Below are 13,423 nucleotides of genomic sequence, written 5' to 3'. Positions count from 1 at the left end.
GCTCCCCGTCCGGGGGACCCGACAGGCATACCAGGGAAGGGGCCGCCTGCGCTAACTTCGACGTCGGAGTCGAGAAGTACCGAGGGGGAATCATGGCGAGCAGGCAGCTACGCACTGTCCTGGAGGGCGGTCGCTTCTTCGAGGCGCCGCGCTGGCACGAGGGCGCCTGGTGGACGTCGGACTTCTACCGGCACGGCGTCTACCGGGTGACCCCGGACGGCGAGGCGACGCGGGTCGTGGAGGTCGAGGGACAGCCCTCGGGGCTGGGCTGGCTGCCCGACGGCTCGCTGCTGATCTCCTCGATGAAGGACCGGCGGGTGCTCCGCCTCGCCGACGGCGAGCTGACCACCCACTGCGACCTCTCCGGCCACGCCATCGGCGACCTCAACGACATGGTGGTCGACGCCAACGGGCACGCCTTCGTCGGCGAGTTCGGCCGGCTCGGCGCGACGCCCGCCGAGGACACGCTCGTCACGCTCAAGCGGGTCGCCCCGGACGGCACCTACTCCCCCGCCGCGGAGGGGCTGCACTTCCCCAACGGCATGGCCGTCAGCGCCGACGGGCGCACCCTGCTGGTCGGTGAGTCCCGCGGACGCCGGTACTCCGCCTTCGACCTCGCCGCCGACGGCACGCTGTCCAACCGCCGGTTCTGGGCCGAGCTCGACGAGGGGCAGGTGCCGGGCCAGACGCGCGTCGTCCCGGACGGGTGCACCCTGGACGCGGAGGGTCACCTCTGGGTCGCCGACACCCTGTCCGACCGCTTCGTGCGGCTGGCACCGGGCGGCCGGATCGTCGAGGAGATCGCGCTCTCCGACGGGCTGCACTCCTACGCCTGCGCGCTCGGCGGCGAGGACGGCCGCACCCTGCTGCTCGCGGTGGGACGCACGCACGGGCCGGAGGCACGGGACGGCGACGCGATGCTGCTGGCCACCGAGGTCGAGGTCCCGCACGCGGGCCTGCCCTGAAACCCGGCCGCCCCGTGGCATAGGAAGCTTTCCCCACGTCTCCGGCTCGGATACGGGGGAAAGGCTTCCTATGCCTCGACCGTTGGGGCGGGGCAGCCCCCTCGACCGCCGGAGCCGCCGGGGGGCTCGGCGGTCAGGACGCCGCCGACTCCACCTCGTCCGCCGGCACCTTCACGAAGCCGCGGTAGTCGTCCGCGGCCACCTCGTCGCACGCCCGCATGTAGGCGGGGAGGCCGCCCAGGTAGAACATCAGCACCCGCGGCTTGCCGGGGATGTTCGCGCCGATGTACCAGGAGTCGGCCTCGAACATCATCGAGTGCTCGGCCAGCGAGTTGCAGTGCTCGGTCCAGGCGTCCTGGGCCGCGGGCTCGGCCTCCAGCGCGGCCAGGCCGTGGGAACGCACGTAGCCCAGCGCGTCGGCCACCCAGTTCACCTGCTGCTCCGACGTCAGCACCATGTTCGCCAGCACCGAGGGGCTGCCCGGGCCGTTGAGCAGGAACAGGTTGGGGAAGCCGGCCACGGCGATGCCCAGCGCGGTCCGCGGACCCTCGGCCCACTCGTCGCGCAACTGCCGGCCGTCCCGCCCCCGGATGTCCAGCCGCGTCACCGCGCCGGTCATCGCGTCGAACCCGGTCGCGAAGACCAGGTCGTCGATCTCGACCACCCGGCCGCTGCGCAGCCGCAGCCCCGCGGGCTCAAGCCCCTCGATCGGGTCCTCGCGGACGTCGACCAGCGTGACGTCGCCCCGGTTGAACGTGTCCCAGTAGCCGGTGTCCACGCAGACGCGCCGGGCCCCGATCGGATAGGTCGTCGGCGACAGCTTCGCGGCGACCTCGGGATCGCGGACCCGCTCGCGGATCTTCTCGTGCACGAAGGCGACGGCCTCCGCGTTCGCCGCGTGGTCGCTGGTCGTGTCGGTGAAGGTGCGCAGCCACCGCGCCCCGCCGACGGCCCACCGCTCCTCGAAGATCCTGCGCCGCTCGGCCTCGTCCACGTCGAAGGTGCCCTGGGTCGGCGCGGGGTTCGGCGAGCCGCCCGCGTTCTGCCAGGCCCGGGCGCGGCGCTCGCGGTAGCCCGCCTTGGCCTCGGCGAGCGCGTCCGGCTCCCAGGTGAAGTTGTGCGCGGGGATCGTGTAGTTCGGCGTCCGCTGCAGCACGTAGAGGTGGTCGGCCTGCTCGGCGATCCGGGGCGCCACCTGGATGCCGGAGGACCCGGTGCCGATGACGGCGACCCGGCGGCCGGTGAAGTCGACCGGCTCGTGCGGCCAGCCGCCGGTGTGGAAGGTGCGGCCGGCGAAGGTCTCCTGCCCCGGAAGCGAGGGCACGTTGGCCACCGACAGCGGCCCGGTCGCCAGCAGCAGGAAGCGGGCCCGGACCTCCTCGCCGGACGAGGTGCGCACGGTCCAGGTCACGGAGTCCTCGTCGAACGCCGCGGCGTCCACGCGGGTGCCGAAGGTGATGTCCCGGCGCAGGTCGAGCCGGTCGGCGACGAACTGCAGGTACCGCAGGATCTCCGGCTGGCTCGCGTAGCGCTCCGTCCAGTTCCACTCCTGCTCCAGCTCCGGGGAGAAGGAGAAGGAGTAGTCCAGGCTCTCGACGTCGCAGCGGGCCCCCGGATAGCGGTTCCAGTACCACGTGCCGCCGACGTCCGTGGCGCCGTCGAAGCCGCGGACGCTCAGCCCGTCCCCGCGCAGCCGGTGGATCGCGTAGAGCCCGGCGAACCCGGCCCCGACGACGACGGCGTCCACGTCCACGTGCGTGCTGGCGTTGCTCATGGTCGGGACCTCACCTGGTCAGGATCGAGACGGCGGCGACCCCGGGGGCGCCGTAGAGCTGGGCGACGCCCACGCGGGGCACGGTCGGCATCTGGCGGTCGCCCGCGCGGCCGCGCATCTGGGTGACGAGCTCGTGCACCTGGCGCAGGCCGGAGGCGCCGACGGGCTCGCCGTTGGCGATCAGGCCGCCGTCGGTGTTCACCGGGATCCGGCCGGTGATCGTCGTGGCCCCCGCGGCGATCAGGTCGTTCTGCTCGCCGTCGGCGCACAGGCCCACCTCGGCCATGTGCATGACCTCGTTGCCGGCGTCGGTGTCCTGCAGCTGCGCGATCTGCACCTCCTCCGGGCCGATCCCGGCGGCCTCGTAGGCCGCCTTCGCCGCGTCGACCGTCGGGGCGGGCACGTGCTCGATCGCGGCCGACGTGCCGTGCACCTCGAAGGCGCCGTAGCGCCGGGTCCGGGTGGCGACGCTGCGCAGGTAGACCGGGGTGTCGGTGTACCGGTGGGCGATGGCCGCGTCGCAGACCACCACGGCGGCCGCGCCCTCGTCGGGGGTGCAGAACATGTAGTGCGTGAGCGGGAAGTTCAGCATCCGCGAGGCGAGGATCTCCTCCTCGCTGAGCGCCTTGCGCCGGAACGCCTGAGGGTTGATCGCCCCGTTGGCGTAGGCCTTGGCCGCGACCCGGGCCAGCGTCTGCTGGGTGATCCCGTGGTCGTGCATGTACCGGTTGATCTTCATCCCGAAGAACTTGGTCGTCAGGAACAGGCCCATCTCGCCGTACCACTCCGGGGCGGCGTAGGACGTCGGGTCCGCCGTGAACGCGCCGCCCTCGTGCTTGTCCAGGCCGAGGACCAGGCCGATGCGGTGCTCCCCCAGCTCGATCTGCTGCTTGGCCAGGGCCAGCGCGCTGCCGGCGGTCGCGCAGCCGTTGTACACGTTGGTGAAGGGCAGCCCGGTGAGACCGATCTCGGCGACGACGGCGTCCGGCTGGTCGACCTCGTAGCTGCCGCCGACGGCGAAGTCGACGTCGGTCCACGCCACGCCGGCGTCGGCCAGCGCGAGCCGGGCCGCCTCCGCGCCCATGGTCAGCGCGGGCTTGCCGGGGTACCGGCCGAAGGGGTGCAGGCCCACCCCGATGATCGCCACGTCAGGCACGGGCGCCGACCTCCTCGGTCTCGCTGGAACGCTGTCCGTCCGGGTCGGGGGCGAACGCGAACGTCACCACCTCGCGGCCCTCGTCGTCGGTCCGCCACGGCACCACGACCAGCCGCAGCGGCATGCCGATCCGCAGGTCCTCCTCCGACACCCCGGTCAGCAGTGCCTCGACCCGGATCTCCCCGGGGATCTCGACCAGACCCACGTACCACGGGACGCCGAGCCCGCCCTCCCCGATGGCGCCGTTGAACGGCTCCTTCGGGGCGAAGCCCTGCGAGGTCCAGGTCCACAGGGTGCCGCGGGCGCCGATGAGGTGCTCGACCGGGCCGCTCGCGCCGCAGCGGGGGCAGCCGGCCCGGCGGGGGAAGCTGAGCGCGCCGCACCTGCCGCAGCTGCCCCCGATGAGGCGGGGCTCGTCGCTGGGCCAGGTGAACAGTCCGTCGGCGATCGGTACGCCGGCCACGGCGCCTCCACTCTCTCGTCTCATGAGCGCCCGGCCATCGGGGTGAGCGCCTCCTGCCACGTCGCCATCACGTCCCGGATCACGTCCAGGTGCGCGTCCGGCCACGCGAGTCCGGCCTCGAGGGTGTTGAGCCCGACGTGCGTGGCGCCGAGGTCGATCCACCGCCCGAGCCGGTCGACCACGGTCTCCGCGCCGTGCCGGTAGGGCACCGCGCCCTGCAGCCCCAGCGTGTCCGGGTCGCGCCCGGCGCGCTCGGCGGCCTCGCGCACGGCCCGCCACCCGGCCTCGACCTTCTCGCCGTCGCCCAGGTTCGGGTGCGGGATCCAGCCGTCGGCGAGCCGCCCCACCCGGTCGAGCGCCGACGGGGCGTCCCCGCAGCCGATCCACAGCGGGACTCCCCGCGCGGGCAGGGGGCGGATCCCGGCCCGGTCGATCACGTCGAACTCCCCGGCGTGGTCGACGCCGTCCTCGGTGAGCAGCCGGCGCAGCAGCGGGACCTGCTCCTCGAACCGCCGCGCGCGGGTCCGGAACGGCACGCCGAGGCCGACGTACTCGACCTCGTTCCAGCCGATCCCCAGGCCCAACCGCAGCCGCCCGCCGGTCAGCACGTCGACCGTGGCGGCCTGCTTGGCCAGCAGCGCGGTCTGCCGCTGCGGCGCGACGAGGATGTCGGTGACGAACTCCAGCCGCGGCACCTGCGCCAGGAACGCGAACAGCGCCATCGGCTCGAGGAAGGGCACCGTGTGGTCGTAGTACCCGTCCCAGTCCGGCCGGGCCCGCGAGTCCGCGCCCAGCACGTGCTCGAAGGCCAGCAGGTGGTCGAAGCCGAGCCGCTCCACCTCCCGGACGAACGCGAGGACGGCGGCGGGGTCGCTCGGGCGGATCTCCGCCTGCGGCAGCACGGCCCCCAGCGACGGGACGCGGCTCACCGGGCGCCCTCGGGGCTCGCCGGGAGGGGTGCGGTGCGGGTGCGCCAGGTCGCGGTGAAGCGCCGGCGCCGGATCAGCCAGCCGGCGCCGGCGCGGACCAGCTCGTCGTCGTAGCGCCCGAAGATCGACGTCGCCCCCGCGCCGTCGGCGTCGACCAGGACGGCGTGCAGGTAGGCGGTGGCAGTCGCGGCGTCGCCGTCGATCCGCACGCGGTGGCTGCTGTTCTGGTGGAGGGTCGGGCCCAGGGCCTCGTGGAAGGCCGGCGCCCACTCCAGGAACTCGTCGGGACCGCCGGTGCGCGCCGGGCGACCGAAGCCGATCGACGCGTCGTCGGCGAAGCAGGCGCGCAGCGCCGGCCAGTCGTGGGTGTCGATCGCGACGGCGTAGGCGTTCTGCACGCCGATCACTGCCGTGACGTCCTCGGCCTCGTCCACGGAGCCTCCCGTAACGCTCACGCCACCCGCTCCGCACCGACCGGGGACGGGCCGCTTGTCCTTGCGGCCACCGAAATCCTACACTGACGTCAATATCAAGGACAGGGACTGGAGGACCGCGTGCAGGAGCCAGGCCCTGGGGACCTGTCGCAGGAGGACCTGGCGGGATTCGCCGACCGCTTCCGCGACTGGATTGCGGCCTTCTCGGCCGAGCTGGCACCTCTCCTCACGGTGCACAGCGACTACGACACCCGCGTGCGCGACGCGCGGGCCATGCGGCGACTGCTGTGCGAGCACGGCTGGGGCCGCGCCGGCTGGCCCGAGGCCGTCGGTGGCCTCGGCGGGAGCATCTTGCACCGCGCGGTGGTCACCGAGGAGCTCTTCCGCGCCGGCTGGACGGGTCCGACGGTCTTCGAACACCTGGAGATCGTCGCGCCCACGCTCGTGCGCTTCGCGGAGCCGGACTTCGCCGCGGCCGTGCTGCCGTCGTTCCTCGACGGCTCGCGGGCCTGGTCGCAGGGCTTCTCCGAGCCGGAGGCCGGCTCGGACCTTGCCGCCCTCCGGACCCGGGCCGTGCGCGACGGCGAGGACTACGTGGTCGACGGCGCCAAGATCTGGACCAGCTGGTCGAAGTGGGCCGACTGGTGCCTCGCCCTGGTCCGCACCGGCACCCCGGAGGAGCGCCACCGCGGGCTGACGATGATCGCGATCGACCTCTCCTCGCCCGGCGTGGAGGTCCGCCCCATCCGGCAGGCCAACGGCACGGACGAGCTCGCCGAGGTCTACTTCACCGACGTGCGGGTGCCCGCGGGCCAGGTGATCGGCGAGGTCGGCCGCGGCTGGGCCGTGGCGATGTTCCTGCTCGCCCACGAGCGGGGCACGCTGTCGTGGCTGCGGCACTGTGCGTTCCGGCAGTGGTTGACCCCGAGCACGAAGATCATGCGCGAGGACGCCGACCGCCAGCTCGGCGACGTCGTCCTCCAGCTGGCCGGGGTCCGGGCGGCCGCCGTCGAGCTGATGCAGCGCGCCGCCGCCGGCGCGCAGTTGGGCCCGGAGGCCGCCTTCAACAAGCTGCTCATGACGCGCACCGAGCAGAACCTGTTCAACCTGCTGCGCGAGACCGACGGTGCGCGGATCGCGCTGCCCGCCGACACCCCGGAGGAGGTGCTCCAACAGCAGGAGTACCTCTTCTCGCGCATCGTCACCGTCTACGGAGGCACCCAGCAGATGCAGCTCATCACGGTGGCCCGCCACATCCTGGGGCTGCACGATGGCTGACGCCGTCGCACGGCCGGCCGAGTACGTGGGCTTCCGGGACGCCGCGGCCGCCATCCTGACCCGGCACGAGGGCGCCGCGGCGCTGGACGCCTTCGGGTTCGCCGACGTCTACGCCGACGGTGCACACGACCTCCGGCCGGCGTACGCCTTCCTCGAGGCCCAGGGCTTCCGGGGCGCGTCCACCCCCGCGCTGGGGCTGCTGCCGCTGGCCGGCGCGCTCGACGGCCGCCTCGCCGGGGCACCCTTGTTCGGCGCCCCCTTCGGCAGCTCGTCGCTGGTGGCCGTGCCCGGCCTGACGCCGGGGGCGACCGTCGTCGTCGACCGCCCGGGCTCCGGCCTGGTCGCCGTGGCGGACCCGGCGGCGGTCACGCGGGGAGCCCCGTCGCCGGCGGCGGACGACTACCTCGCCGTCCTCGACCCGGACCCGGCGGGTCTCGTGCCCGTCGTCCCCGACGACGAGGCCGAGGCCCTCCGCGAACGGATCGTCGTCCGGGCCCGGCTCGGCGCCGCCGCCGAACTGCTCGGCCTGACCGACCGCCTCCTCACCGACGCAGCGACCTACGCCGGTCAGCGGCAGCAGTTCGGCCGCACGCTCGCCAGCTACCAGGCGATGCAGCACCTGCTGGCGTGGGCGGCGACGGACCGCCACCAGCTCACCTGCCTGTTCGACATCGCGGTCGAGCGCTCCGCGGCCGGCCCGGTGGACCCCGAACTGGCCCGGGCGGTCAAGGCCATGGCCGGGCGGGTCTTCCACTCCGTCGCGCAGACCGCGATCCAGGTGACCGGCGCGATCAGCTTCACCTGGGAGCACTCGCTCAACCGGCTGCACCAGCGGGGCATGGCGCTGGACCAGGTGGCCGGCTCGTCGGCCGACCTGGTGGCGGCGATCGGCCGGCAGGCACGCACCGAGGGCGTGATCCCGGAGCTGTTCACCCTCGCCGGCTCCCTGCCGGCGACCTGACCCGAGAGGGAGCGGCATGGCCCTCACCGTCGAGGACCTGCTGGCCACGCAGGAGATCACCGAGGCGCTGTACCGCGTCGCCCGAGCCACCGACCGGGCCGACCCGGAGCTGTACGCCGCGCAGTTCCACGAGGACGGCGAGGACCACCACGGCCTGGTGGGCGGGCCGGTCGGCAACATCATCGCGAACCTGACGAAGGCCACCCACCTCGTCTACAGCCAGCACGCGATCAGCAACGTGCTCGTCGACCTGCACGGGGACGTCGCGCACGTGGAGTCCTGCTTCGATGCCGCCCACCAGGCGCGCCGCGACGACGGGAGCCTCGAGGACGAGTTCATCCGCGGGCGCTACCTCGACCGCTTCGAGCGGCGGGACGGCGGGCCGTGGCGGATCGCCCGCCGTGTCGTCGTCTGGGACTGGTCGCGCATCCAGCCGTCGGGCGAGTCCTGGTTCGACCGCGTCCGGCAGCGGCCCGGGGTCGAGGACCGGTTCGTCTTCGGCCGGCGCGACCGCACCGACATGGTCTACGACTTCGAGCTCCCCGCCGAGCTGCGCGACCGGGCCGGCGAGGGATCCCGGTGACCCGGGTCCTGGTCCTCGACGAGATCACCGTGAAGCCGGGACTGGCCGCCGAGTTCCGGCTCGCCCACCGCAACCGGTACCTCCCCGGCGCGCTGGGCCGGGGCATGAAGCTCGAGGGCGCCTGGCAGAACCCGCCGGAGCGCGACCTCCCCGAGCTGCCCACCACCCTGTACTACCTGTGGTCGCTCGAGGACGTGGACGCGTGGTGGCGGATGCGCCTGAGCCGGACCGCCGACGGCGGAGACGAGCGCTTCGTCAAGCACGCCTTCTGGCAGGAGGCCGACCGCCTGACGATGTCCCGGCGGCGCACCGTGCTCTCCGACCAGCCGACGGAGGACTGAGCCGTGTTCGTCTCGCTGCGGATGCTGACCCTCCCGACGGACCGCGCCGGGGAGCGCGAGGCCCTGGTCGCCGGGTTGTCCGGAGCCGCGGCGGAGCTACCGGGGCTCCGGTCGTCCTGGGTGGCCCCCATCTCCCCCGTGGCGGTGATCAACGCCGGCGACGTCGTGTGGCGGGCGGAGTTCGGCACCGAGGCCGAGGCGATCGCCGCCCCGCTGTCGCCGGTGTGGCGCGACCGCGTCGCACCGCTGGTGGACGGGGCAGCGGTCACCGGCGTCGGCTACCGGGTCACCCGCACCGCCGTCCGGCAGGCGGGGCCCGGGATCTGGCGCGCGCTCGTCTTCCGGGTGATGCCGCACGGCTACCCGCAGGCGGCCCGCGACCTGGAGGAGGCCACCCTGCTGCTCCCCCGGCACGTACCGGAGATCCGCAGCTGGGCGCTCAGCACGGTCGCCACCGTCGAGGGGCCGAAGGCCTACACCCACGTGTGGGAGCAGGAGTTCGACGACCTCGGCGGGCTCACCGGCCCCTACATGCGGACCCCGGTGCACTACGGGCTGGTCGACGCCTGGTTCGACGCCGAGTACCCGCAGTACGTCGTCGACCCGCACGTCGTCCAGGTCGTCGGGGACATCGACGCGACCATCATGCGCGCCCCGTGACCCCCGACCGCCCGCTGGAGGGCCGCGCCGCCGTCGTCACCGGCGCGAGCCGGGGCATCGGCAGCGCCATCGCCCAGCGCCTGGCCTCGGCCGGCGCCCACGTCGTCCTCGGTGCGCGCAGCGTGGAGCGGCCCGTCGGCGGCTTCGCCGGCACGGTCCACGAGACCGCCGAGGTGATCCGCGCGGCCGGGGGCACGGCCACCCCGCTGGCCCTGGACGTGACCGACGACGCGAGTCGCCGGGCCTTCGTGGCGGCCGCGATCGAGGCCACGGGCGGCATCGACGTCCTGGTCAACAACGCCGGAACCGCGCTCTACGAGCCGATCGGCGAGTACACCCTCGAGCAGGCGACGGCGCAGGTCCAGAGCTACTTCCTCGGCCCGTGGCGACTGTGCAACCTGCTGGTGCCGCACATGATCGACCGCGGACGCGGCTGGATCCTCAACCTGGGGTCGAGTTCGGTGGCCAAGACCCCCGAGCCGCCCTACGACCGGCACCTGGAGTACTTCGGCCACGACGCGCTGTACGCCTCGCTGAAGGCCGCCGTCCACCGGCTCACCCAGGGCCTCGCCGCCGAGCTGTACGGGCACGGCATCGCCGTGAACCTCGTCGCCCCCGTGGGCGGGGTCTTCACCCCCGGTCTCGACAGCCTCGGGCTCGGGTTCGGTCCCGACCACGCCGCCTGCGAGATCCCCGAGCAGATCGCCGAGGCCGCCCTCGACCTCGTCACCCGGCCGCCGACCGAGACGACCGGGGTGATCGCCTTCTCGCACCGGTACCTCGACGACATCGGCCGTCCCACCCACAGCCTCGACGGGCGCACCGTGCTGGTCGACCGCACCCCTCGAGGAGCCACCCCATGACCGGTCCGATCCGCGTGGGCATCGTCGGCGCCAACCCCGACCGCGGCTGGGGCCGCGACGCCCACCTGCCCGCGCTGCGCGCGCTCCCGCAGTTCAGCATCGCGGCCGTCTCGGCCCGCACCCAGGAGGGCGCCGACCGCGCGGCCGCCGCCTTCGGCGCACCGCGGGGGCTCGGCGATTCCCTGGAGCTGGCCCGCGACCCGGACGTCGACGTCGTGGTGGTCACCGTCAAGGTGCCAGAGCACCGGGCCGTCGTGCTCGCCGCGCTCGCGGCCGGCAAGCACGTCTACTGCGAGTGGCCACTCGGCGTGGACCTCGCCGAGGCCCGCGAGATGGCCGCCGCGGTTCCGGCCGGCGTGCACGCGGTCATCGGGCTGCAGGGCCTGTCCGCCCCGGCGATCCGGCAGGCGGTGCGGCTCGTGGAGGACGGCGCGATCGGCACTCCGCGGGTGCTGCGGGTGTTCGCCACCGCCGCGGCGTGGGGCGAGACCGCGGACCCGAACGCGGCCTACCTCCAGGACCGGCGCAACGGCGCCACCCTGGAGACCATCGGCGGCGGGCACACCCTGGCCGCGATCGAGGCGTTGGTCGGCCCCTACGTCGAGGTCGACGCCCGGAACAGCATCCTGCGGCCGAAGGTGCCGGTCGCCGGAACCGGCGAGCTCGTCGACCGCACCAGCGCCGACCACATGTTCGTGATCGGTGCGCACGACAGCGGCTGCGTCTCGGGGCTGGAGGTGCTCGGCGGCACCTCGACCCGGCCGGCGCTGTTCGAGGTGCAGGGCTCCGAGGGCTGGCTGCGCGTGGTCGGCACCGTCCCCGGCACCTACCAGATCCCCCGGCTGGCCATCGAGGCGAGCGTGCCCGTACCCGCGCTGGCCGACCCCGTTCCCCCCGGTCTCATCGGCCCGCCCGCCAACCTCGCCGAGGTCTACACCCGGCTGGCCGGGGACCTGCAGGCCGGTACCCGGACGCTGCCGGACTTCGCTGCCGCCGTCCGGCTCACCGCGCTGCTCGAGGCGATCGACCGCGCCTCCGCCACCGGCGCGCGGCAGGCACCCTGACCCCGGATGGCCACCGCCCCGGTGGAGTCGCGGCCTCGCGCGGCCGACCGCTGACGGAGTGGATCGGTGCCCGAGACCGGCACCGATCCACTCCCTCACCTGTCGAGGGCGCGGCGGAGCGCGTCGACCTGGGCGGCCGTCTCGCGGACGGCGAAGGGGTGGTTCGGGGCGAAGGAGTCGAAGCCGTGGCAGGTGCCGGGGACGACGTGCAGCTCCGTGGGCACCCCGGCCTCGAGGAGCCGGCGGGCATGGTCGATCGCCTCGTCGCGGAGCGGGTCGACGGCCGAGCAGCAGATGTGCGCCGGCGGTAGACCCGCGAACGACTCCGCGCGGGCGGGGCTGGCGTAGGCCTCGGCGGGCCGCCCCGCCAGGTAGCCGTCCCAGGAGAACCGCGCACTCTCGGAGTCGAAGCCGGGCGTCGCCACGAACTCCCGCATGGACGGCGTCGCCGTCGCGTCGTCGAGCATCGGCTGGTGCAGCAGCTGGAACACCGGCTGCGGCCCGCCGCGGTCGCGCAGGGCCAGCGCCACGGCCGCGGCCAGCCCCGCGCCGGCGCTGGAGCCGGACAGCGCCAGGCGGGCGCCGTCGACGCCGAACGCCCCGGGGTCGGCCAGCACCGCCTCGGTGACGCCCACGCAGTCCTCGAACGCGGCCGGGTACGGGTGCTCCGGCGCCAGCCGGTAGTCGACGCTGATCAGCACGCACTCCGCGACGGCGGCCAGCGCCAGGCAGCGCGCGTGGTCGGTGTCGAGGTTGCCCAGGACCAGCCCGCCGCTGTGGAAGAACAGCACGACCGGCGCCGATCGGTCCGCCGTCCCCCGGTAGATCCGGACCGGGACCGCGCGGCCGGCCAGGTCGACGGACGAGTCCTCGACCGCCACCCCGCCGGGGTCGGTGGCCGCGGCCTGCTCGGCGCGGCGGGCGTCCAGGGACTGCCGGATGACCGGCAACGACTCGACCGTCAGCGGCACCCGGAAGAGCGTGGCCTCGGCGACCAGCCGGGCGTCGAGCCGGTCGAGGGCCTGCGGCTCCGTCATGCCGGTACCGGCCCGGCCGCGGTCGGAAGTGAAATCGACGCCGATGTCATGACGACCATGCTGGCGCACGCGGCCACGGCGGACAAGGAGCCACCCCTCCGGGCGAGGCCGGCGCCTTGCGGGCGGGCCGGGTGCCGGTTCTCGCCTATGCTCTTGCGTGATCACGAGGTCGCAGAGCCCGTGCGGCCCGCGACCGGCGGGCGCCGGTCAGGAAGGTGTTTCCCCATGGACACGGAGCCCCGGTCGGCCAAGGGCCGGCGGACCCGAGCGCGCCTCATCGACGCCGGCAAGCGGGTGTTCGAGCGCGACGGCTTCCTGCAGGCCCGCATCTCCGACATCGCCGCCGAGGCCGAGGTCTCGCACGGGTCCTTCTACCACTACTTCGAGTCCAAGGAATCGCTGTTCCGCGAGATCGCCGCGGAGGTCGAGGTCCGCCTCGTCTCCATGGACGACACCGGCGCCGACGGCGAGCGCCCGACCGGGCCCATCGACCGCATCCGCGCGGCCAACCGCTCCTACCTCACCGCCTACCGCGACGAGGCCGCGATCATGCGGGTCATCGAGGAGGTCAGCCGCTACGACGAGGACGTCCGCCGGGTCCGCACCGAGCGCGACGACCAGCTCGCCGCCCGGCTCGAGGCCACGATCGCCCGCCTGCAGGCCGAGGGGCTGGCCGACCAGCGGATCGACACCCGCTACGCCGCGCAGGCCCTGGGCGGGATGGTGGCCCGGTTCGCCGAGACCCTCTTCTTCGGCGCCGGGTCCTTCGACCTCGAGACCGCCGTCGAGCAGCTGACCCTGCTCTGGGCCAACGCGCTGGGCCTCAAGGAGAACCGGGCCCGCAAGGCCCGCGGCGCCGCCGGCGCGGCCTGAGCTACCCGGGACGCCCCGGCATCGCTTAAAGTCGACGTCGAC

General features: G+C 74.1%; 15 protein-coding genes. 9 read left to right on the top strand and 6 right to left on the bottom strand.

Going from position 1 to position 13,423, the window contains the following annotated elements:
- Nucleotides 1-92 precede the first annotated feature (92 nt).
- Complete coding sequence (locus tag BMY88_RS02900; protein ID WP_091939841.1) at nt 93-965, top strand: SMP-30/gluconolactonase/LRE family protein; 873 nt, start codon at nt 93-95, stop codon at nt 963-965.
- Nucleotides 966-1,098: 133 nt separating this feature from the next.
- On the opposite strand, the gene BMY88_RS02895 is transcribed toward BMY88_RS02900, so the two are convergent.
- Genes BMY88_RS02895 through BMY88_RS02875 form a run of 5 tightly spaced genes read right to left on the bottom strand, consistent with a single transcriptional unit; the run spans nt 1,099 to nt 5,742 of the window.
- Nucleotides 1,099-2,739: a flavin-containing monooxygenase gene (locus BMY88_RS02895; RefSeq protein WP_091939839.1), complete on the bottom strand. Its 1,641-nt coding sequence runs from the start codon at nt 2,737-2,739 to the stop codon at nt 1,099-1,101.
- Between the two features lie 10 nt (nt 2,740-2,749).
- Entirely contained in the window at nt 2,750-3,895 is a 1,146-nt protein-coding gene (locus BMY88_RS02890) for a thiolase family protein (protein WP_091939837.1), read from the bottom strand.
- On the bottom strand, nt 3,888-4,358 hold the full coding sequence (locus tag BMY88_RS02885) for a Zn-ribbon domain-containing OB-fold protein (protein ID WP_211435442.1): 471 nt from the start codon (nt 4,356-4,358) through the stop codon (nt 3,888-3,890). The genes BMY88_RS02890 and BMY88_RS02885 overlap by 8 nt, the downstream gene beginning before the upstream one ends.
- 20 nt (nt 4,359-4,378) lie before the next feature.
- Complete coding sequence (locus BMY88_RS02880) at nt 4,379-5,287, bottom strand: LLM class F420-dependent oxidoreductase (RefSeq protein ID WP_091939832.1); 909 nt, start codon at nt 5,285-5,287, stop codon at nt 4,379-4,381.
- Nucleotides 5,284-5,742, bottom strand: a complete 459-nt coding sequence (locus BMY88_RS02875) for a nuclear transport factor 2 family protein (protein ID WP_091939830.1) — start codon at nt 5,740-5,742, stop codon at nt 5,284-5,286. The genes BMY88_RS02880 and BMY88_RS02875 overlap by 4 nt, the downstream gene beginning before the upstream one ends.
- Before the next feature lie 99 nt (nt 5,743-5,841).
- Here BMY88_RS02875 and BMY88_RS02870 point away from each other — a divergent pair, with 99 nt between their 5' ends.
- Genes BMY88_RS02870 through BMY88_RS02840 form a run of 7 tightly spaced genes read left to right on the top strand, consistent with a single transcriptional unit; the run spans nt 5,842 to nt 11,471 of the window.
- On the top strand, nt 5,842-6,999 hold the full coding sequence (locus BMY88_RS02870) for an acyl-CoA dehydrogenase family protein (protein WP_091939828.1): 1,158 nt from the start codon (nt 5,842-5,844) through the stop codon (nt 6,997-6,999).
- Nucleotides 6,992-7,960 (top strand): acyl-CoA dehydrogenase family protein, encoded by a 969-nt coding sequence (locus BMY88_RS02865; RefSeq protein ID WP_091939827.1) that lies wholly within the window; start codon nt 6,992-6,994, stop codon nt 7,958-7,960. Before BMY88_RS02870 ends, BMY88_RS02865 begins: the two co-directional genes overlap by 8 nt.
- 16 nt (nt 7,961-7,976) lie before the next feature.
- Nucleotides 7,977-8,543: a nuclear transport factor 2 family protein gene (locus BMY88_RS02860; RefSeq protein WP_091939825.1), complete on the top strand. Its 567-nt coding sequence runs from the start codon at nt 7,977-7,979 to the stop codon at nt 8,541-8,543.
- Nucleotides 8,540-8,884: a hypothetical protein gene (locus tag BMY88_RS02855; RefSeq protein ID WP_091939823.1), complete on the top strand. Its 345-nt coding sequence runs from the start codon at nt 8,540-8,542 to the stop codon at nt 8,882-8,884. Before BMY88_RS02860 ends, BMY88_RS02855 begins: the two co-directional genes overlap by 4 nt.
- 3 nt (nt 8,885-8,887) lie before the next feature.
- Nucleotides 8,888-9,544 carry a Dabb family protein gene (locus BMY88_RS02850; protein ID WP_091939821.1) on the top strand — a complete coding sequence of 219 codons (657 nt, stop codon included), beginning with the start codon at nt 8,888-8,890 and terminating at the stop codon, nt 9,542-9,544.
- Entirely contained in the window at nt 9,541-10,407 is an 867-nt protein-coding gene (locus BMY88_RS02845; protein WP_170860931.1) for an SDR family NAD(P)-dependent oxidoreductase, read from the top strand. Before BMY88_RS02850 ends, BMY88_RS02845 begins: the two co-directional genes overlap by 4 nt.
- Nucleotides 10,404-11,471 (top strand): Gfo/Idh/MocA family protein, encoded by a 1,068-nt coding sequence (locus BMY88_RS02840; RefSeq protein ID WP_091939817.1) that lies wholly within the window; start codon nt 10,404-10,406, stop codon nt 11,469-11,471. The genes BMY88_RS02845 and BMY88_RS02840 overlap by 4 nt, the downstream gene beginning before the upstream one ends.
- A gap of 95 nt (nt 11,472-11,566) precedes the next feature.
- Here BMY88_RS02840 and BMY88_RS02835 read toward each other — a convergent pair whose 3' ends face one another.
- Nucleotides 11,567-12,508 carry an alpha/beta hydrolase gene (locus BMY88_RS02835; protein WP_091939815.1) on the bottom strand — a complete coding sequence of 314 codons (942 nt, stop codon included), beginning with the start codon at nt 12,506-12,508 and terminating at the stop codon, nt 11,567-11,569.
- 225 nt (nt 12,509-12,733) lie between these two features.
- Here BMY88_RS02835 and BMY88_RS02830 point away from each other — a divergent pair, with 225 nt between their 5' ends.
- Entirely contained in the window at nt 12,734-13,381 is a 648-nt protein-coding gene (locus BMY88_RS02830) for a TetR/AcrR family transcriptional regulator (RefSeq protein ID WP_091939813.1), read from the top strand.
- Nucleotides 13,382-13,423 lie beyond the last annotated feature (42 nt).

Origin of the sequence: Trujillonella endophytica, from assembly GCF_900110555.1 — a bacterium.
Taxonomy (GTDB): Bacteria; Actinomycetota; Actinomycetes; order Mycobacteriales; family Geodermatophilaceae; genus Trujillonella; species Trujillonella endophytica.
Note: the sequence above shows the minus strand (reverse complement) of the source record. Positions and strands in the feature narration are given on the sequence as shown.

Bases quoted from the DNA above. Each gene is read 5' to 3' on its own strand.
- BMY88_RS02900 (WP_091939841.1), top strand. From the start codon at position 93: ATGGCGAGCAGGCAGCTACGCACTGTCCTGGAGGGCGGTCGCTTCTTC.
- BMY88_RS02840 (WP_091939817.1), top strand. From the start codon at position 10,404: ATGACCGGTCCGATCCGCGTGGGCATCGTCGGCGCCAACCCCGACCGC.
- BMY88_RS02860 (WP_091939825.1), top strand. From the start codon at position 7,977: ATGGCCCTCACCGTCGAGGACCTGCTGGCCACGCAGGAGATCACCGAG.
- BMY88_RS02830 (WP_091939813.1), top strand. From the start codon at position 12,734: ATGGACACGGAGCCCCGGTCGGCCAAGGGCCGGCGGACCCGAGCGCGC.
- BMY88_RS02895 (WP_091939839.1), bottom strand. From the start codon at position 2,739: ATGAGCAACGCCAGCACGCACGTGGACGTGGACGCCGTCGTCGTCGGG.
- BMY88_RS02865 (WP_091939827.1), top strand. From the start codon at position 6,992: ATGGCTGACGCCGTCGCACGGCCGGCCGAGTACGTGGGCTTCCGGGAC.
- BMY88_RS02835 (WP_091939815.1), bottom strand. From the start codon at position 12,508: ATGACGGAGCCGCAGGCCCTCGACCGGCTCGACGCCCGGCTGGTCGCC.